We start from the raw sequence: 19,914 nt of genomic DNA on the forward strand, positions 1-19,914 counted from the left end.
CTCAGCCGGCCCGGCCGGACAGCGCCAGCAATGCCGAACTTGCTTCTTCATAGGTGCGCCTGAGCTCCCCGAGTTGCGCGCCGGCGTCCTCGAAATGCTCGCCCTTGCCCATCAGCTCGAGATTGATGCATGGCACCCGCATGCGGTTGGCGCCGACGAAGTCTATACTCGACTGCAAATAGTGCGCGGTCGATGCGAGCAAGGGACCGTCCCGCGTCTCTACCGCATGGGCCAGCTTGTCCAGCAGTTGGGGGACCTCGCCGACGAACGACCCGATCACTTCATCGAGCAGCGAGGCGCCGTCATCGATGGCGCGCAACTGGTCGATCCGTGAGGCATTGATGACCGCACCGTCGCGCCGGCGTGCCGTCACGTGCTCGACCGCCGCCGCCAGCGCCCCGTCCAGCACCTCGAGCTCGATCGGCTTGGGCACGTAGTCGTTCATTCCCGCGTCCAGGCAGCGTTCGCGGTCGCCCGGCATGGCGTTGGCCGTCATCGCGATGATGTAGGGCGCATTGGCTCCGCGGAAGCGCTGGCGCAGCCGGCGCGTCGCTTCCAGGCCGTCCATCTCCGGCATCTGCATGTCCATCAGGATCACCGGGTACTCCTGGCGGTCGAGCGCCTCGAGCGCTTCCAGGCCGTTGGCCACCACGTCGCCCCGGTAGCCGAGGTGGCGCAGCAACTGCTTGATGACCTTCTGGTTGATCGTATTGTCCTCCGCAACCAGGATGTCCACTTCCGCGCCGGCCTGCGGCGCCAGCGCCGGCGCCAGCGGGGCCCGCTCTGCGCGGCCGCCACGTTCGCCGAGTACCTGCTGCAAGGCCTCGAGCAGGGCGGCCGGCTTGATCGGCTTGTTGAGCCAGGCCGAGAACGCGCCCATGGCCTCGTCGTCGGCATCGGTATCGGTATCGGCGCGCGGACGCTGGCCGACCGAGGTCAGCAACACCAGCGGCAGCGCCTTGCGGTCGCGGTGCTTGCGCAGCTCGAGCGCGAGGCGGGCGCCGTCCATGTCGGGCATCTGCATGTCGAGGATGGCGACGTCGAAAGGATGACCGTCGCGAACCAGGTCGACCGCCTCGACGCTGGAGGCCGCCGCCAGCGGCTCCATTCCCCAAAGCAATGTCTGTTTCATCAGGATGCGCCGGTTGGTCGCGTTGTCGTCGACGATCAGGATGCGCCGCCCGCGCACGTGCGTGGCGCGGTCGCGCAGGACGTTCTCGGCCAGTTGCTCGTCAAAGGCCTCGGCTTCGATGGCAAAGGTAAAGGTCGAGCCGCGCCCCACTTCGCTCTCCACGCTCAGGTCGCCGCCCATCATCTCGGCCAGGCGCCTGCTGATCGTCAATCCCAGTCCGGTGCCGCCGTACTTGCGCGTGGTCGAGGCGTCCACCTGGGTGAACGAGGTGAAGACGTCCTCGAGGCGATGCGCCGGGATACCGATCCCGGTATCGCGCACGGCAAAGGCGAGCCGGCAGGCGCCGCCCTCGCGCACGACGGACGAGACCGTGACCACGACTTCGCCATGGTGGGTGAACTTGATCGCATTCGACAGCAGGTTCACCAGGATCTGGCGCAGGCGGGTGGCGTCGGCCAGGATCGTCGCCGGCACTCCCGGCTCGAGCATGTAGGCCAGGTCGAGATTCTTTTCGCTGGCGGCCGGCGCCAGCAGGTCGAGCGCGTCCTCGACGCAGCGCCGCACCTCGAAGGCATGGCGTTCGAGGTCGAGCCGCCCTACCTCCAGTTTCGAGTAGTCGAGCAGGTCGTTGATGATCGAGAGCAGCGCTTCGCTGCTGGAACGGATGGTTTCCGTGTAATCGCGCTGTTCCTCGTTGATGTCGGTGTGCAGGAGCAGGCTGGTCATGCCGATGACGGCGTTCAGCGGCGTGCGGATTTCGTGGCTCATATTGGCCAGGAACATGCTCTTGGCCTGCATCGCGGCCTCCGCCCTGTCCTTGGCCATTTCCAGTTCGCGCTCGTAGGCCTTGCGCTCGGAGATGTCCTGCAGGATCGCGGTCAGGATGACGCGCCCATCCGCCTCGGATTTCGAGATCGTGGCCTCGGCCGGAAACTCGCTGCCGTCCTTGCGGACCGCATAGATGGTGCCGCGTTCGCCCATCCGCCGCGCCGGCCGCTCTCCATGGCGAAAACCGGCGACGCGCTCGCCGTGTCCCGGGCGGAAACGCGCGGGAATCAGGAGTTCCAGGTTCTGGCCGACCACTTCCTCGGCGGCCCAGCCGAACACCCGTTGTGCGCCCTGGTTGAAGAACACGATGCGCTGCGCCTCGTCGGTACAGACGACGGCGTTCTCGGCAATATCGATGATGCTGCTCAGTTGTTCCAGGCTCAATGGGTTCTGCATGGCGTTGGGCTTCGTGGAAATGTCGCCATCCTACACGCTTGCGCCGGCTCAAGGTGGACGAATCACGACCCCCCCCCGCCTGGGGCTGCTAGCTATTTGTGACTAGCCGCACTAGCTCTCTTGCCCAAATGAATATCGCCCTCCGGCCAATAGTTGGGCATGCCGCTTCCACGTAGGCTTTGAACTATCGAAAAGTGCGTTTCAGGAGAAAAACATGAGCACTGATAAACGACCGGTCGCGGTCCTCGTCAGCAGTACCTTTGCATTCACGATCTGTTTTGCCATATGGATGATGTTCGCCGTCCTGGGCATCCCCATCAAGGCCAAGCTGGGCCTGAACGAGACCGAGTTCGGCCTCCTGATCGCCACCCCGGTGCTGAGCGGCGCGCTGTCCCGCGTCCCGCTCGGCATCTGGACCGACCGCTTCGGCGGCCGCATCGTCTTCTTCATCCTGATGCTGGCCTGCGCGCTGCCGATCTACCTGATCAGCTACGCGACCGCCTACTGGCACTTCCTGGTGCTGGGCCTGTTCGTCGGCCTGGCCGGCGGCTCGTTCTCGGTCGGCACGCCCTATGTCGCCCGCTGGTTCGGCAAGGAACGCCGCGGTTTCGCCATGGGCGTGTTCGGCGCCGGCAATTCGGGCTCGGCCCTGACCAAGTTCGTGGCACCGGCCATCATCGCCGCGGCCGGCTGGCAGTACCTGCCCAAGGTGTATGCCGGGGCGATGGTCGCCACCGCCCTGCTGTTCTGGTTCTTCTCGTATTCCGACCCGGCGCACAAGACGCCCTCCGGTGAATCGTTCGCCCAGCAGATGCGCGTGCTGAAGGACCCACGGGTGTGGCGCTACTGCCAGTACTACTCGGTCGTGTTCGGCGGCTACGTGGCCCTGGCCCTGTGGATGACCAAGTACTACGTCGGCGAATACGGCTTCGACCTGAAGCTGGCCGCGCTGCTGGCCGCCTGCTTCTCGCTGCCGGGCGGCGTGCTGCGCGCGCTGGGCGGCTGGATCTCGGACAAGTACGGCGCCTACAAGGTCACCTGGTGGGTGATGTGGGTCTGCTGGGTGTGCTTCTTCATCCTGTCGTATCCGCAGACCACCATGAGTGTCAAGACCGTCGAGGGCGTCATGGACATGCAGATCGGCCTCGGCCCGATCGCCTTCACCGCCCTGCTGTTCGTGGTCGGCGTGGCCATGGCGATCGGCAAGGCCTCGGTGTTCCGCTTCATTGCCGACGACTTCAGCGACAACATCGGCGCGGTCTCGGGCGTGGTCGGCCTGGCCGGCGGCCTGGGCGGCTTCATCCTGCCGATCCTGTTCGGCGCCATCGTCGACCTGACCGGCATCCGCTCGAGCTCGTTCATGCTGCTCTACGGCACCGTCTGCGTCTCGCTGGTCTGGATGCACTTCTCGTTCAAACCCGAGCGCACCCAGCCGGCGGCAATTGCGCCCAAGGCGCCGGCCGCCCCGGTACGCAGGGCAGCCTGATCCTACCCACCTTTCATCAACCAATTAAAAACGCACACAGGAGAACATTGTGAGCAGCTACCTGATATCGACCTGGGAGCCCGAGGTCCCCGCCTTCTGGCAACACCGCGGCAAGGCCACCGCCAGCCGCAACCTCTGGATCTCGATCCCGGCCCTGATGCTGGCCTTCGCAATCTGGATGGTCTGGAGCGTCGTCGTCGTCAACCTGCCGGCGATCGGCTTCAAGTACAGCACCAACCAGCTGTTCTGGCTGGCCGCGGTGCCGGGCCTGTCCGGCGCGACCCTGCGCATCTTCTACTCGTTCATGGTGCCGATCTTCGGTGGCCGCAAATGGACTGCGATCTCGACGGCCTCGCTGATGATCCCGGCGCTGGGCATCGGTTTCGCCGTCCAGGACCCGACCACCAGCTACCCGACCATGCTGGTACTGTCCCTGCTGTGCGGCTTTGGCGGCGGCAACTTCGCCTCGTCGATGTCCAACATCAGCTTCTTCTTCCCGAAGGCGCAGAAGGGCTACGCCCTGGGCATGAATGCCGGCCTGGGCAACCTGGGCGTGTCGGCGGTGCAGTTCGTGGTGCCGCTGGTGATCACCGCCGCCGTGTTCGGCGGCGAGCCGCAGACCTGGAGCAAGGTCGTGGAAGGAGCCGCCCAAACCAAGCAGGTCTGGCTGCAGAACGCCGGCTTCATCTGGGTGCCCTTCATTCTCCTGAGCGCCCTGGCCGCATGGTTCGGCATGAACGACCTGGCCTCGGCCAAGGCCTCGTTCTCGGAGCAGGCCGTGATCTTCAAGCGCAAGCATAACTGGCTGATGTGCTGGCTTTACATCGGCACCTTCGGTTCGTTCATCGGCTACTCGGCAGCCTTCCCGCTGCTCACCAGCACCCTGTTCCCGGACGTGAATCCGCTGCAGTACGCCTTCGTCGGCCCCCTGGTCAGCGCCCTGTCCCGCGTGGCTGGCGGCTGGATCTCGGACAAGCTTGGCGGCGCCCGCGTGACCGTCTGGACCTTCGTCGCCATGATCGGCGCCGTGCTCGGCGTGCTGCACTTCCTGCCCGGCGGCGGCAATCCCGGCAGCTTCGCCGGCTTCTTCGGCATGTTCCTGGTGCTGTTCGCCTGCACCGGCGTGGGCAACGCCTCGACCTTCCGCATGATCCCGGTGATCTTCCTGAGCCTGCACCAGCGCGCTGCTGCCGGCCAGCCGGAAGCCGTGCAAGCCCAGGCCGTCGCCAGCGCCAACAAGGAGGCTGCCGCGGTCCTCGGGTTCACCTCGGCCATCGCCGCCTACGGCGCCTTCTTCATCCCGAAGAGCTACGGCACCTCGATCGCCCTGACCGGCAGCGCCGACGCCGCCCTGTGGTGCTTCATCGGCTTCTACATGAGCTGCATTGCCGTGACCTGGTGGTTCTACTCGCGCAAGGGCGCGGAAATGCCCTGCTGATCGCACGACCGGCGGGAGTGGCGTGCCGGGCTGACCGGCGCGCTGCGGCGAAGGCCGCTGCCTGAGGCTTCAGGCAGCGGCCTTCGTGCTCTCGGAGCACCGCGGGGCTAGTTCGAAAGGTGTAGGCGCACTAGTCCCAAATCCGGCGCCGGACCGACTTCTTACGAATACTCAACGGACAAGCCGCTCCGTAGACTGGCAACAGTGAAATCACATTAGCGAAGCGCGCCGCCGGCGCGTCGATGGAGAAACCATGAGTCACTTTCTGGACCGACTGAAATTTTTCGGCAAAGCCAAGCAAACGTTCTCGAACGGCCACGGTGAGGTGGTCATCGAAGACCGCACCTGGGAAAACGCCTACCGCCAGCGCTGGCAGCACGACAAGATCGTGCGTTCGACCCATGGCGTGAACTGCACCGGTTCCTGCAGCTGGAAGGTGTATGTCAAGAACGGCCTGATCACCTGGGAAACCCAGCAGACCGACTACCCGCGCACCCGCCCGGACCTGCCGAACCACGAGCCGCGCGGCTGCCCGCGCGGCGCCAGCTACTCGTGGTACGTCTATTCGGCGCAGCGCGTCAAGCACCCGATGGTGCGCGGCCGCCTGATGCAGATGTGGCGCGAGGCGCGCCTCACCCGCGACCCGATCGGTGCATGGGAGTGGATCACCCAGGATCCGGAGCGCTCCGCCAGCTACAAGTCGATTCGCGGCCAGGGCGGCTTCGTGCGCGCCAAGTGGGACGAAGTCAACGAGATGATCGCCGCCGCGAATGCCCATACGATCGACAAGTATGGTCCGGACCGCATCATCGGCTTCTCGCCGATTCCCGCCATGTCGATGGTCAGCTATGCCGCCGGCACCCGCTACCTGAGCCTGATCGGCGGCGTGGCCATGAGCTTCTACGACTGGTACTGCGACCTGCCGCCGGCCAGCCCGCAGGTGTGGGGCGAGCAGACCGACGTGCCGGAATCGGCCGACTGGTACAACTCGACCTACCTGATGGTGTGGGGCTCGAACGTGCCGATGACCCGTACCCCGGACGCCCACTTCTACACCGAAGTGCGCTACAAGGGCACCAAGACCGTGGCCGTGTCTTCCGACTTCGGCGAGATGGCCAAGTTCGGCGACATCTGGCTCGCCCCCAAGCAGGGCACCGACGCCGCGCTGGCGATGGCCATGGGCCACGTCATCATGAAGGAATACCACGCCACCGGCAAATCGGCCTATTTCACCGAGTACGCCAAGCAGTACACCGACTTCCCGATGCTGGTGATGCTCAAGGAACGCGACGGCACCCTGGTGCCGGACTACTTCCTGCGCGCCTCGCACCTGGCCGACAACCTGAACGAAACCAACAACCCGGAATGGAAGACCCTAGTGCTCGACCAGGCCACCGGCAAGATCGTCGCCCCCAGCGGCTCGATCGGTTTCCGCTGGGGCGAGGCCGGCAAGTGGAACCTCGAGCAGAAGGAAGGCTCGACGCGCAACCCGATCGATCCCCAGCTGTCGCTGATCGACGCCAACGACGGCATCGTGCCGGTCGGCTTCCCCTACTTCGGCGGCAAGGATGCCGACGACCTGTTGCTGCGCAACGTGCCGGTCAAGAAGATCACCCTGGCCGACGGCAGCGAAGCCATGGTCACGACCGTGTTCGACCTGTCGATGGCGAACTATGGCGTGGACCGCGGCATCTGCCCGAACGCCGCCAAGGGCTATGAGGACGACGTGCCCTATACCCCGGCCTGGCAGGTCAAGCACACCGGCGTCAAGGCGCAGGACGTCATCACGGTGGCGCGCGAGTTCGCCGACAACGCCGACCGCACCCGCGGCAAGTCGATGGTCATCGTCGGCGCGGCGCTGAACCACTGGTACCACATGGACATGACCTACCGCGGCATCATCAACATGCTGATGATGTGCGGCTGCATCGGCCAGAGCGGCGGCGGCTGGTCCCACTACGTGGGCCAGGAAAAGCTGCGCCCGCAGACCGGCTGGACCCCGCTGGCCTTCGCGCTGGACTGGAACCGTCCGTCGCGCCAGATGAACTCGACCTCGTTCTTCTATGCCCACACCAGCCAGTGGCGCCACGAGAAGCTGCACACCTCGGAAATCCTGTGCCCTACCGCCGACGGCAAGATGGAAGAGATGGCCCTGATCGACTACAACGCCAAGGCCGAGCGCATGGGCTGGCTGCCGTCGGCGCCGCAGCTCGAGACCAATCCGCTCGAGGTGACGCGCGCCGCTGAAGCGGCAGGCATGGACCCGGCCCAGTACGCGGTCGAACAGATCAAGGCCGGCAAGCTGAATTTCTCCTGCGACGATCCGGACAATCCGGCGAACTTCCCGCGCAATATGTTCGTGTGGCGTTCGAACATCCTGGGCAGCTCGGGCAAGGGCCACGAGTACTTCCTGAAGTACCTGCTCGGCACCCAGAACGCCTTGCTGAGCGACGAGACCGACTGCATCAAGCCGCGCGACGTCAAGGTGCGTCCGGCCGCCGAGGGCAAGCTCGACCTGCTGGTGGTGCTCGATTTCCGCATGTCGACCACCTGCCTGTACGGCGACATCGTGCTGCCGACCGCGACCTGGTATGAAAAGGACGACCTGAACACCTCCGACATGCACCCGTTCATCCACCCGCTGTCCGAAGCAGTGCAGCCGCTGTGGGAATCGAAGTCGGACTGGGAGATCTACAAGGGCATCGCCGCCAAGTTCTCGGAGATCGGCGGCGCCCGTCTCGGCACCCGCAAGGACCTCGTGCTCACCCCGCTGATGCACGACACCCCGGGCGAACTGGGTCAGCCTTTCGATCCGAAGGACTGGCGTCTTGGCGAGTGCGAACCGGTCCCCGGCAAGACCATGCCGGCCATGACGGTCGTGGAGCGCAACTACCGCGACATCCACAAGAAGTTCACCTCGGTGGGACCGCTGCTCGAGAAGGCCGGCAACGGCGGCAAGGGCATCGGCTGGCAGACCGGGCACGAAGTCGAGACCCTGCGCGGCATCAACCGCACCGTCCAGGAAGAAGGCGTGTCGCAGGGCCAGCCGCGCCTGGACACCGCGATCGATGCGGCCGAGATGATCCTCACGCTGGCGCCGGAAACCAACGGCCACGTGGCCGTGAAGGCCTGGGATGCGCTGTCCAAGATCACCGGACGCGACCACACGCACCTGGCCAAACCGCGCGAACACGACAGCATCCGCTTCCGTGACGTGCAGGCCCAGCCGCGCAAGATCATCTCCTCGCCGACCTGGTCGGGCCTGGAGAGTGAAGAGGTCAGCTACAACGCCTGCTATACCAACGTGCACGAGCTGATCCCGTTCCGCACCCTGACCGGCCGCCAGCAGTTCTTCCAGGACCACCTGTGGATGCGCGACTTCGGCGAGGGACTGTGCGTGTACAAGGCGGCGATCAACACCAAGACCACCGAGGCGATCATGAACCGTCGCCCGAACGGCAACAAGGAGCTGGCGCTGAACTTCATCACGCCGCACCAGAAGTGGGGTATCCACTCGACCTACTCGGACAACCTGCGCATGCTGACGCTGTCGCGCGGCGGGCCGCACGTGTGGCTGTCGGAAACCGACGCGAAAGCCGCCGGCATCGAGGACAACGACTGGATCGAGGTGTTCAACGTGAACGGCACGCTCACCGCCCGCGCCGTGGTCAGCCAGCGCGTCCCCGAAGGCATGACGCTGATGTACCACGCCCAGGAAAAGATCGTCAACGTGCCGGGCGCGGAGATGTCGAAGAAACGCGGCGGCATCCACAACTCGGTGACCCGCGCGGTGACCAAGCCGACCCACATGATCGGCGGCTATGCCCAGCTGTCGTACGGCTTCAACTACTACGGCACGGTCGGCTCGAACCGCGACGAATTCGTGGTGGTGCGCAAGATGCGCGACGTGGAGTGGATGGAAGGCGCACGCGACGAATCGCGTCCGAACAGCGACGAGATCACGCGCGGTCCGGGGCCGGCGCAAGCCAGGCCGGCAGCGCAGCCGAAGGCCCCGAAAGAAGAACGCGAACCCGCGCTGGCAAGGATGCCGGCACCGAAGAATGCCTAAGGCGCCAGGATGAATGAGGAATTGAAATGAAAATCAGAGCACAAATCGGCATGGTCCTGAACCTGGACAAGTGCATCGGCTGCCACACCTGTTCGGTGACCTGCAAGAACGTCTGGACCAGCCGCGACGGCGTCGAGTACGCGTGGTTCAACAACGTCGAGACCAAGCCGGGCATCGGCTACCCGAAGGAATGGGAAAACCAGGACAAGTGGAACGGCGGCTGGAAGCGCACGGCTTCGGGCAAGATCGAACCGCGCCAGGGCTCGCGCCTGAAGATCCTGGCCAACATCTTCGCCAACCCGAACCTGCCGGCGATCGACGAGTACTACGAGCCCTTCACCTACGACTACGAGCGCCTGCAGAACGCGCCGCTGTCGGAGACGCCGCCGACCGCCCGTCCGGTCTCGGTCCTGACCGGCAAGAAGATGGACAAGATCGAATGGGGCCCGAACTGGGAAGACGACCTGGGCGGCGAGTTCGCCAAGCGCAGCAAGGACAAGCTGTTCGACAACGTGCAGAAAGAGATGTACTCGACCTTCGAGAACACCTTCATGATGTACCTCCCGCGCCTGTGCGAGCACTGCCTGAACCCGGCCTGCGTCGCCTCCTGCCCGTCCGGCTCGGTGTACAAGCGCGAGGACGACGGCATCGTGCTGATCGACCAGGACAAGTGCCGCGGCTGGCGCATGTGCATCTCGGGCTGCCCGTACAAGAAGATCTACTACAACTGGTCGTCGGGCAAGGCCGAGAAGTGCACCTTCTGCTACCCACGCATCGAGGCCGGCCAGCCGACCGTGTGCTCGGAAACCTGCGTGGGCCGGATCCGCTACCTGGGCGTGCTGCTGTACGACGCCGACAAGATCGAGGCCGCCGCCTCGGTAGCCGACGAGCAGGACCTGTACGAAGCCCAGCTCGACCTGTTCCTCGACCCGCATGACCCAAAGGTCATCGAGGAAGCGCGCCGCCAGGGCATTCCGGATTCGTGGCTCGAATCGGCCAAGCGCTCGCCGGTGTACAAGATGGCGGTCGAATGGAAGATCGCCTTCCCGCTGCATCCGGAATACCGCACGCTGCCGATGGTGTGGTACATCCCGCCACTGTCGCCGATCCAGGCCGCGGCCGAAAGCGGCAAGATGGGCATGAACGGCATCATCCCGGATACGCAGAGCCTGCGCATCCCGGTGCGCTACCTGGCCAACCTGCTCACCGCGGGCAAGGAAGCACCGGTGGTCCATGCGCTGGACCGCATGCTGGCGATGCGCGCCTACATGCGCAGCAAGTCGGTCGACGGTGTCGAGAACCTCGCCGTGCTGAAGCAGACCGGCCTCTCGAAAGCCGTGGTCGAGGACATGTACCACATCATGGCGATCGCGAACTACGAGGACCGCTTCGTGATCCCGAGCAGCCACAAGGAGATGGCCGAGGACAGCTTCAACGAGAAGGGATCCTGCGGCTTCTCCTTCGGCAACGGCTGCTCGGACGGCGTCAGCGACGCCTCCCTGTTCGGCAAGAAGAAACAGGGCTCGGTGCACTTCGTCTCGATGCCGAAGTCGCGCAAGAAGAAAGAGATGGAAGGCGCCTGAGGCGCTAGATGCATCCCAACCGCCGCCCCCGCCCCCGGGGGCGGGCAAGGAAAACGAGGAATCGACATGCAACACTACCAAATCCTGTCGGCGCTGCTGACCTACCCCGAGCCGGAGCTGGTCGCCGCCCTGCCCGAGCTCGAAGCCGGCCTGCCGGTGCCGATGCGCGCCCGCGTGGCCTCGCTGCTGGCGCACCTGGCCGAGAACGACATGATCACGCTGCAGCAGGAATACGTGCAGACCTTCGACCGCACGCCGACGCACTCGCTGCACCTGTTCGAGCACATCCATGGCGAGTCGCGCGACCGCGGCCAGGCCATGGTCGACCTGATGGAAGAGTACAAGAAGCACGGGCTGGAGATGTGCCCGGACGAGCTGCCCGACTACGTGCCGCTGTTCCTGGAATTCCTGTCGCAGCTGGATAGCGACGAGGCCGCCGGGCGCCTGCTGGGCGACGCGGTCCACGTGCTGGCCCACATCGGCCGCAAGCTCGATGCCAACGGCAGCGTATATGCCGGCGTGTTCGACGTGCTCGAAAGCCTGTCGCCGGTCCAGGCCGAGGAACTCTCCGAGCCGCCGATCAAGGACATGGACGAAGCCCTGGAAACCTTCGGCCCAGGTGCCGACGGCGTCGAGCCGCTGCTCAAGCCGGCCGCGAACGGCACGCAACCGATCAACTTTTACCCGCAAGGCGTCCACCGCCAGGCGCGCGCCGCCGCCTGACCGCCGGAATGCCCAGGAGACCATCATGAACTACCTGCACCAATTCACCTTCGGGATCTACCCCTACATCGCGCTGGCGATCTTCCTGCTCGGCAGCCTGATCCGCTTCGATCGCGAACAATATACCTGGAAGTCCGAGTCGACCCAGGTGTTGCACCGCGGCAGCCTGCGCTGGGGCAGCCCGCTGTTCCACATCGGTATCATCGGTCTGTTCTTCGGCCATGCCGCCGGCCTGCTCACCCCGGTCTGGGTCTGGGACAGCCTCGGCGTTCCGCACGGCGCCAAGCAGCTGTTCGCCATGGTCGCCGGCGGCATCATGGGCACCCTGTGCCTGGTCGGCATCGTGCTGCTGCTGGCGCGCCGCATCGCCAACGACCGCCTGCGCCGCGCCACCACCTTCAAGGACAAGATCGTCCTGTTGTGGATTCTCGGCACCCTGCTGCTGGGCCTGAGCTCGATCTTTGTGTCGGCAGGCCACATGGACGGCCACATGATGGTGCTCCTGATGAGCTGGGCCCAGCACATCGTCACTTTCCGCGGCGATGCCGCCGGCTTCATCGTCGATGCGCCGCTGGTGTTCAAGCTGCACCTGTTCATGGGAATGTCGCTGTTCGTCATCTTCCCGTTCACTCGCCTGGTGCACGTATGGAGCGGCTTCGGCGCGGTGGCTTACCTGGGCCGCGCCTTCCAGCTGGTCCGCCCGCGCTGAGAAGGCTAAAGGAGACATCATGGGACTTTCCATCAACGGCGTCGACATCGACGACAGCGTCATCGAACGCGAACTGCCGCATCACCAGGACGCGGCCAATCCGCTCAAGGAAGCGGTACACGAAGTGGTGCTGCGCACCCTGTTGCTGCAGGAAGCGGCGCGCCTCGGGATCCAGGGCGAGGATGACGACACCTGCATCGAAACCCTGCTGGCGCGCGAAGTACGGGTGCCGCAGGCCGACGAAGCCGCCTGCGCCCAGTACTACCGCAACCATCCGCAGCGCTTCACCAACGGCGAGATGGTCGAGGCGCGCCACATCCTGTTCCAGGTCACGCCCAGCGTGCCGCTGGAACTGGTGCGCGCCACCGCCGAATCAGTGCTGGAAGCCTTGCGCGCCGCGCCCGAGCGCTTCGACGAACTGGCGCGCCAGTACTCGAACTGTCCGTCCGGCGCGGTCGGCGGCAGCCTGGGCCAGCTCTCGCGCGGCCAGTGCGTGCCCGAGTTCGACAAGCTGCTGTTCCGCCTCGGCGAAGGCCAGCTGGCCGAGCGCCTGCTGGAAACCCGCTTCGGCCTGCACATCGTCCAGGTCCAGCGCCGGGTCGAGGGTCGCCTGCTGCCCTTCGAGGCGGTGCGTGCCCAGATCGCCGACTACCTGGGCACCGCCGCCTGGCAGCGCGGCGTGCACCAGTACCTGCAACTGCTGGTGGGACGGGCCGAGATCACCGGCGTGACCCTGGAAGGCGCCGACACGCCGCTGGTGCAGTAAGGCCATGGCCGGCGCCGGACAATCCATCGCCGAACGCAGCGTCCCGCACTCGGTGCTGGACGACCTGCAGGCCCTGGTCGGCGGCGCCATGCTGGTGTCGCTCGGCGTCACCCTGATGAACAGCGCCGGCCTGGTTACCGGCGGCGTCGCCGGACTGTGCCTGCTGCTCCACTACGCGACCGGCATCGGGTTCGGCAAGATCTTCCTTGTCCTGAGCCTGCCCTTTTATGCCTTCGCCCTGCGCAAGCTGGGCTGGCGCTTCACCCTCAAGACCCTGGGCGCGGTGCTGCTGTTTTCGCTCGGCACAGAGCTGCTGCCGGGCGTGCTGCAGCTGGGCCGGGTGCATCCTCTCTACGCCGCCCTGATGGGCGGCGTCCTGGTCGGGGTGGGCCTCCTGATGCTGTTCCGCCACCGGGCCAGCCTGGGTGGCTTCAACATCCTCTGCATCTGGCTGCAGGAACGCTTCGGCTGGCGCGCCGGCCTGGTGCAGCTCGCGATCGACGCGCTCATCCTGCTGGCTTCGCTCGCATTGCTCACGCCAGCGTCCTGGATGCTGTCACTGGCGGGCACCGCCGTGCTCAACCTGACCCTGGCGATCAACCACCGGCCCGGACGCTATCTCGCGCACTGATCCGGCCCACCGTGGCAGACTGACCTTTTTTTCGACCCCCTATCATGCAACTCAACGACTTCTCCGATTTCCTTGCCGCCGCCGGCGCCCAGGACGAGCCGCAGCAACTGCTGTTCGTGTTCGCCGCCGCCGAGCTGCCGCAAACGCATTCTCCCGGACAGAAAAAGCGCTTCGATGCCGGCCGGGGCGGCGCCTTGACACCCGTGATGTGCGTCGACAAGTCGGCCGCCGAACTGGCCAGCTTCGCGGCCCTGGCCGAGGAGTCGCGCCAGACCGGCCAGCCCTGGGACATGGTGTTCGTGGCCGCCCTGCCGGGCCGCGACGGCCAGCCGCCCGGCGGCCAGGACGTCGATCGCGCCCTGAAGATGATGATCGATGCCGTGCACCGCGGCGCCATCGATCGCTTCGCTGCCTTCGATCCGGACGGGCAGCCGGTGCGCTTCTTCTAGCGCGCTCCTTGCCCGGTTCTTGAACCAGTTTAAGGCGCGCCGGGCGCCTCGCCGCTATAGTCGTGACATGGGAGAACGGAGGTTTTCCCGCAGGGCCGGCACGCTGCCGGCATCGATCGACAGCACGGCCCCTGGCCGAGCACTACCCGTCCCGCTATCCATGTCACTCACCCCTCCCGATGCAAGCCGCGCGCCGTCGGCGCGCGCGCCGGTCGAACTCGTCTGCCCTGCCGGCAGCCTCCCCGCGCTCAAGGCCGCCGTCGACAACGGCGCCGACTGCGTCTACCTCGGTTTTCGCGACGCCACCAATGCGCGCAATTTCGCCGGCCTGAACTTCGGCGACGCCGCCATCGCCGACGGCATCCAGTATGCCCACCGGCGCGGCCGCAAGGTCTTCCTGGCCCTCAACACCTATCCGCAACCCGGCGCCTGGGACGTATGGCGCCAGGCCATCGACCGCGCCGCCATGGCCGGCATCGACGCCGTCATCCTGGCCGATCCGGGCCTGATGGAATATGCCGCGCGCGTGCATCCCGAACTGCGCCTGCACCTGTCGGTGCAGGGCTCGGCCACGAACGCGGAAGCGATCAACTTCTACCACCGCCATTTCGGCATCGCCCGCGCGGTGCTGCCGCGCGTGCTCTCGCTCGCCCAGGTCGAGCAGGTGATCGGCAACACGCCGGTCGAGATCGAGGTGTTCGGCTTCGGCAGCCTGTGCGTCATGGTGGAGGGCCGCTGCCAGTTGTCGTCCTATGCGACCGGGGAGTCGCCCAACACCCACGGGGTGTGCTCGCCGGCCAAGGCGGTGCGCTGGCAGCACACGCCGGCGGGCCTCGAGGCGCGCCTGAACGAGGTGCTGATCGACCGTTACGACGCCTCGGAGCACGCCGCTTATCCAACCCTGTGCAAGGGCCGTTTCGACGTGGATGGGGACACCTATTACGCGGTCGAGGAGCCGACCAGCCTGAACACCCTGGAAATCCTGCCGAAGCTGATCAAGCTGGGCGCGCGCGCCATCAAGATCGAGGGGCGCCAGCGCAGTCCCGCCTACGTCGCGCAGGTGACGCGCGTCTGGCGCGAAGCCATCGACCTGTGCAGCGCCGAACGGCAGCGCTATGCCGTGCGTCCGGCCTGGATGGCCGAACTCGACAAGGTGGCGGAGGGCCAGCAGCACACCCTGGGCGCCTATCACCGCCCATGGAAATGAACGATCCGGAGCCTACGATGAAAATTGCCCTCGGCCCCATCCAGTATTACTGGCCGCGCGACACCGTGTTCATGTTCTACGAAACCATGGCGGCGACGCCGGTCGACATCGTCTACCTTGGCGAAACCGTCTGCTCGCGCCGCCACGAACTGCGCCTGGCCGACTGGCTGGCGCTGGCCGCCATGCTGGAAGCGGCAGGCAAGCAGGTGGTGCTGTCGACCCAGGTGCTGATCGAGTCAAGCCCGGACCTCGGCATCCTGCGCCGGATCGCCGCCAACGGCCGCCACCTGGTCGAGGCCAACGACTTCGGCGCCGTTCACTGCATGAACGGCCTGCCCTTCGTCGCCGGGCCGCACCTGAACCTCTACAGCGCGCAGTCGCTGGCGATCCTGGCCAAGGCCGGCGCCACCCGCTGGGTCATGCCGCTGGAGATGTCGCGCAGCGGCCTGGCGGCCCTGCTCGAAGAGAAGCCGCCGGCATTGCAGACCGAGGTATTCGCCTACGGCCGCATGCCGCTGGCATTCTCGGCGCGCTGCTTCACGGCGCGCCACCGCAATTTCCCCAAGGACGACTGCCGCTTCAGCTGCATCGACCATCCCGACGGCCTGCTCATGCAAACACGCGAGAAGCAGCCCTTCCTGGTCCTGAACGGCATCCAGACCCAGTCGGCCCTGGTCTACAACTTGGTCGACCAGTTCGACGTCATGCGCGCCATGGGCGTGGACGTCGTGCGCCTCAGTCCCCAGGCGGCGCACATGCGCGCCATCGTCGACCTGGCGCACGCCACACTGCACGGCCGCCTGGACGGACGCGAGGCGGCCGGGCAGATGGCGCCGCTGATGCCGGCGGCGGCCTGCGACGGCTTCTGGCATGGCCGGCCCGGACTGGACAAACAGGCCGCATGAACGCGGCCATCACGTGGACAACCATGAGGACAATCATGCACCATGCACCGCAACTCCTGCCGGCCCCCGTCGGCCGCCTCCTGTCGCTGCTGCCCGCCTATCCGGGTTCCTGCCTGTTCGCGGCGGCCCTCAACCGGATCCTGGTCCGGCACCTGCCGGACGACGTGCGCGCCGGCCTGGCCGGCAAGCGACTGCGCCTGCGCGCGCTGGACGCCGGCATCGCCTTCGACTTCGTCTGGCGCGGCCGCGCCTTCGCCCCGGCCAGACGCTCGGGCGAGGCCGACCTGAGCATCAGCGCCAGCCTGCGCGATTTCGCCTTGCTTGCCGCACGCAAGGAAGATCCCGATACGCTGTTCTTCAGCCGCCGGCTGGTGATGGAAGGCGATACCGAGCTGGGCCTGCTGGTCAAGAACACCCTGGACGCGATCGAGCACCCTCTGTTCTCGCTGGACGGCCTGTTACCTCGCCGCCCGGGTTCGCTGCGCGCCTCACGGCAGGGAGCGTCCCATGCCTAAGGACCGCGCCAGCATCCCGCTTGTGTACTCGTGCTCGGGCTGTTCGAGCGCGGCGCAGATGGCCAACTACATCGCCCTCGCGCTGGACCGCCTCGGCGTGGCCGAGATGTCCTGCATCGCCGGCGTCGGCGGCGACGTGCCGTCCCTGGTGAAGCTCGCCAAGTCCGGGCGTCCGGTGGTGACGATCGACGGCTGCCCGCTGGTGTGCGCGAAGAGTTGCCTGGCGCGCCACGGCGTCGAGCCCGACACGCACTGGCAACTCGGCGAGCACGGCGTCAGGAAGCGCTACCACGCCGGTTTCGACCCCGATCAGGCCGAGGCGATGGTCGCGCGCGTGGCCGCGCAAGCCGCACTGCTGCACCGGGATCCGCTGCCCGCTTTCCCGGATGCGCCGACGCCCGCCGAGGTGGTCGCCGACACCCTCGCTCCCCTCCTTTCTTAAACCAGTTTAAGGCGGCATCGCGGCTTTACGCGGATAGTGGATGGCGTTGCAGATCAACCAACCGGATCCCGTGCGGATCCCTCTATCGCGAGAACCATGAACGCCAATGACCAGATGTTCGCAGCGACCATGGCACCCCAGGAGGTGTCGGTCGACGTACTGCGCGAGAAGTACGCCAAAGGAAACGAGACCAGTATCGGCGAGGTGCGCGCGCGCGTCGCGCGCGCCCTGGCAGGCCACGAGGCCGAAGCCTTGCGCCAGGAGATGGAACAGCGCTTCCTGTGGGCCCAGGAACAGGGTTTCGTCCCTGCCGGCCGCATCAACTCGGCCGCCGGCCTGGGCATCAAGGCGACCCTGATGAACTGCTTCGTGCAGCCGGTGGGCGACTCGATCACCGGCAGCCATGACGGCCTGCCCGGCATTTACACCGCGGTGGCGGAAGCGGCCGAAACCATGCGGCGCGGCGGCGGCGTCGGTTACGACTTCAGTCCGATCCGCCCGGCGGGCAGCGTCGTGCGCGGCACCCATTCGCGGGCCTCCGGGCCGGTCTCGTACATGGAAGTGTTCGACGCTTCGTGCCGCACGGTCGAGTCGGCGGGCGCCCGGCGCGGCGCCCAGATGGGCGTGCTGCGTGTCGACCATCCCGACGTCGAGCGGTTCATCGCGGCAAAGGACGGCGGCGCCTTCAGCAACTTCAACCTGTCGGTCGGCGTGAGCGATGAATTCATGGCGGCCCTGCTGGCCGACGGCGAGTTCGAACTGCGGCACCAGGCCGAACCGGGGCCGGATGCGCTGGCCGATGGCGCCTTCCGGCGCGACGACGGCCTGTGGACGTACCGGCGGGTGCGCGCCCGCGAACTGTGGGACAAGGTCATGCGCTCGACCTACGATCATGCGGAACCGGGCGTCCTGTTCATCGACCGCATGAACGCGGAAAACAACCTCTACTACCTCGAGCGGCTGGCGGCCACCAATCCCTGCGGCGAGCAGCCCCTGCCGCCCTACGGCTGCTGCGACCTCGGCTCACTGAACCTGACGCGCTATGTGCGCCAGCCGTTCGGCGCCGAGGCGCGCTTCGACTTCGATACCATGCGCGAGGTCGCCGCGATCGGCGTGCGCATGCTCGACCTGGCGCTCGACGCGACCCAGTGGCCGCTGCCGCAGCAGGCCGCCGAAGGCCGCGACAAGCGCCGGGTGGGCCTGGGATTCATGGGCCTGGGCAGCGCGCTGGTCATGCTCGGGATCCGCTACGACAGTGAAGAGGGGCGCGCCATGGCCGCCCGCATTGCCTGCGAACTGCGCGACGCCGCCTATGCCGCGTCGATCGCGCTGGCACGCGAGAAAGGCCCGTTCCCGCTGTTCGACGCGCAGCGCTACCTGGACGGACAGTTCGTGCAGCGCCTGCCCGAAAGCCTGCGCGCAGAGATCGCACTGCATGGCATCCGCAACTCGCACCTGCTGTCGATCGCGCCGACCGGAACGATCTCGCTTGCCTTTGCCGACAATGCCTCGAACGGCATCGAGCCGGCCTTTTCGTGGGTGTACCACCGCAAGAAGCGCATGCCGGACGACAGCACCCGGACCTACGAGGTCGCGGACCACGCCTGGCGCCTGTACCGTCACCTGGGCCACGAGGTCGGCGACGGCGCGCTGCCGCAACAGTTCGTGACGGCCCTGGAGATGTCCGCGCACGACCACCTGCGCATGATGGAGGCGGTACAACCCTTTATCGATACCGCTATCTCCAAGACCGTCAACGTGCCGGCCGACTATCCCTACGAGGGGTTCAAGGACCTGTACACCGAAGCCTGGCGGGCCGGGCTCAAGGGATTGGCCACCTATCGGCCGAACAGCGTCATCGGCAGCGTCCTGAGCGTCGCGCCGGCGCCGTCCGCTCCTGCCCCCACCTCCGCCCCTGAGCTGGCCTGCTCCGCCGACACCGACCCGCTGCGCCGGCGCTTCGAAAGCCGCCCCATCGGCGAGCTCGAGTCGGTGACCGCCAAGGTGGAGTACAGCACCCAGGAGGGCAAGAAGGCGGTCTACCTCACCATCAGCTTCATCCAGGTCGACGGCATGCTGGACGGGCACCCGGTGAGGATCGAGCGCCCCTTCGAGTTCTTCATGCCGGCCAACCAGCGCAGCGACGGCCAGCAATGGATCACCTCGACCATGCGCCTGCTGTCGATGGCCGCGCGCGCCGGCAGCTCGATCGCCAAGGCGCTCGGCGACATGCGCGAAGTGGTATGGGAAAAGGGACCGGTGCGCTGCGGTCATCTCACCCGCGAGGACGGCGTCCAGGTACCGGTGTACCACGATTCGGAAGTGGCCGCCATCGCCTTCATGCTGCAGCGGATCCTGATCGGGCGCGGTTTCCTGGACGCTTACGGCAATCAGGTGCCGGTGCCCGAACTCGACCGCCTGCTGCGGCTGCGCGGCAGGACACACACGGACCCGGCGGGGACAATGGCGGCGCAGGCCGGCGCGGTCGCGGCGCCGGCACGCCCGGCCGAGAAATGCCCCGAGTGCGGCGCGCGCACCCTGCAGAAGGTGGACGGCTGCGCGCGCTGCACCGAGTGCCATTACATCGGCAGCTGCGGTTGACCGGGAATGCACATGCGAAAAACCTGAACTGCTT

The 19,914-nt window shown here is 66.4% G+C and carries 15 protein-coding genes; 14 read left to right on the forward strand and 1 reads right to left on the reverse strand.

The window, feature by feature from the left end:
* Window position 1: 1 nt before the first annotated feature.
* The gene (locus YWC_RS27795; RefSeq protein ID WP_051306117.1) at window positions 2–2,356 is read right to left on the reverse strand and encodes a response regulator; all 2,355 of its coding nucleotides are present in this window, start codon (window positions 2,354–2,356) and stop codon (window positions 2–4) included.
* Window positions 2,357–2,570: 214 nt separating this feature from the next.
* Here YWC_RS27795 and YWC_RS0100835 point away from each other — a divergent pair, with 214 nt between their 5' ends.
* The 14 genes from YWC_RS0100835 to YWC_RS0100900 all read left to right on the forward strand — a co-directional run bounded on the left by YWC_RS0100835 (window position 2,571) and on the right by YWC_RS0100900 (window position 19,880).
* Window positions 2,571–3,842 (forward strand): MFS transporter, encoded by a 1,272-nt coding sequence (locus tag YWC_RS0100835; protein ID WP_027863679.1) that lies wholly within the window; start codon window positions 2,571–2,573, stop codon window positions 3,840–3,842.
* Between the two features lie 49 nt (window positions 3,843–3,891).
* On the forward strand, window positions 3,892–5,280 hold the full coding sequence (locus YWC_RS0100840) for a NarK family nitrate/nitrite MFS transporter (protein WP_027863680.1): 1,389 nt from the start codon (window positions 3,892–3,894) through the stop codon (window positions 5,278–5,280).
* A gap of 253 nt (window positions 5,281–5,533) precedes the next feature.
* Window positions 5,534–9,349: a nitrate reductase subunit alpha gene (locus YWC_RS27800; RefSeq protein WP_084416237.1), complete on the forward strand. Its 3,816-nt coding sequence runs from the start codon at window positions 5,534–5,536 to the stop codon at window positions 9,347–9,349.
* Between the two features lie 26 nt (window positions 9,350–9,375).
* Window positions 9,376–10,932: a nitrate reductase subunit beta gene (gene narH / locus YWC_RS0100850; RefSeq protein ID WP_027863681.1), complete on the forward strand. Its 1,557-nt coding sequence runs from the start codon at window positions 9,376–9,378 to the stop codon at window positions 10,930–10,932.
* Window positions 10,933–10,998: 66 nt separating this feature from the next.
* Window positions 10,999–11,655: a nitrate reductase molybdenum cofactor assembly chaperone gene (gene narJ / locus YWC_RS0100855; protein WP_027863682.1), complete on the forward strand. Its 657-nt coding sequence runs from the start codon at window positions 10,999–11,001 to the stop codon at window positions 11,653–11,655.
* 25 nt (window positions 11,656–11,680) lie between these two features.
* Window positions 11,681–12,364 carry a respiratory nitrate reductase subunit gamma gene (gene narI, locus YWC_RS0100860; RefSeq protein WP_027863683.1) on the forward strand — a complete coding sequence of 228 codons (684 nt, stop codon included), beginning with the start codon at window positions 11,681–11,683 and terminating at the stop codon, window positions 12,362–12,364.
* Between the two features lie 19 nt (window positions 12,365–12,383).
* Window positions 12,384–13,130, forward strand: coding sequence for a peptidylprolyl isomerase (locus tag YWC_RS0100865; RefSeq protein WP_027863684.1), 747 nt, complete (start codon window positions 12,384–12,386; stop codon window positions 13,128–13,130).
* Between the two features lie 4 nt (window positions 13,131–13,134).
* Entirely contained in the window at window positions 13,135–13,761 is a 627-nt protein-coding gene (locus YWC_RS0100870) for a DUF6198 family protein (RefSeq protein ID WP_051306118.1), read from the forward strand.
* Window positions 13,762–13,805: 44 nt separating this feature from the next.
* Complete coding sequence (locus YWC_RS0100875) at window positions 13,806–14,210, forward strand: hypothetical protein (protein WP_027863686.1); 405 nt, start codon at window positions 13,806–13,808, stop codon at window positions 14,208–14,210.
* 160 nt (window positions 14,211–14,370) lie between these two features.
* Window positions 14,371–15,417: a ubiquinone anaerobic biosynthesis protein UbiU gene (ubiU, locus tag YWC_RS0100880; RefSeq protein ID WP_027863687.1), complete on the forward strand. Its 1,047-nt coding sequence runs from the start codon at window positions 14,371–14,373 to the stop codon at window positions 15,415–15,417.
* 17 nt (window positions 15,418–15,434) lie between these two features.
* Window positions 15,435–16,322 (forward strand): U32 family peptidase, encoded by an 888-nt coding sequence (locus tag YWC_RS0100885; protein ID WP_027863688.1) that lies wholly within the window; start codon window positions 15,435–15,437, stop codon window positions 16,320–16,322.
* 35 nt (window positions 16,323–16,357) lie between these two features.
* Complete coding sequence (gene ubiT / locus YWC_RS0100890; protein ID WP_051306119.1) at window positions 16,358–16,837, forward strand: ubiquinone anaerobic biosynthesis accessory factor UbiT; 480 nt, start codon at window positions 16,358–16,360, stop codon at window positions 16,835–16,837.
* The gene (locus tag YWC_RS0100895) at window positions 16,830–17,279 is read left to right on the forward strand and encodes a putative zinc-binding protein (RefSeq protein WP_027863690.1); all 450 of its coding nucleotides are present in this window, start codon (window positions 16,830–16,832) and stop codon (window positions 17,277–17,279) included. Before ubiT ends, YWC_RS0100895 begins: the two co-directional genes overlap by 8 nt.
* Window positions 17,280–17,375: 96 nt before the next feature.
* A complete protein-coding gene (locus YWC_RS0100900) occupies window positions 17,376–19,880 on the forward strand; it encodes an adenosylcobalamin-dependent ribonucleoside-diphosphate reductase (protein ID WP_027863691.1) in 2,505 nt (834 codons plus the stop codon).
* The last annotated feature ends 34 nt before the right edge of the window (window positions 19,881–19,914 follow it).

The sequence above is a fragment of the Massilia alkalitolerans DSM 17462 genome, assembly GCF_000427785.1.
Lineage (GTDB): Bacteria > Pseudomonadota > Gammaproteobacteria > Burkholderiales > Burkholderiaceae_D > Telluria > Telluria alkalitolerans.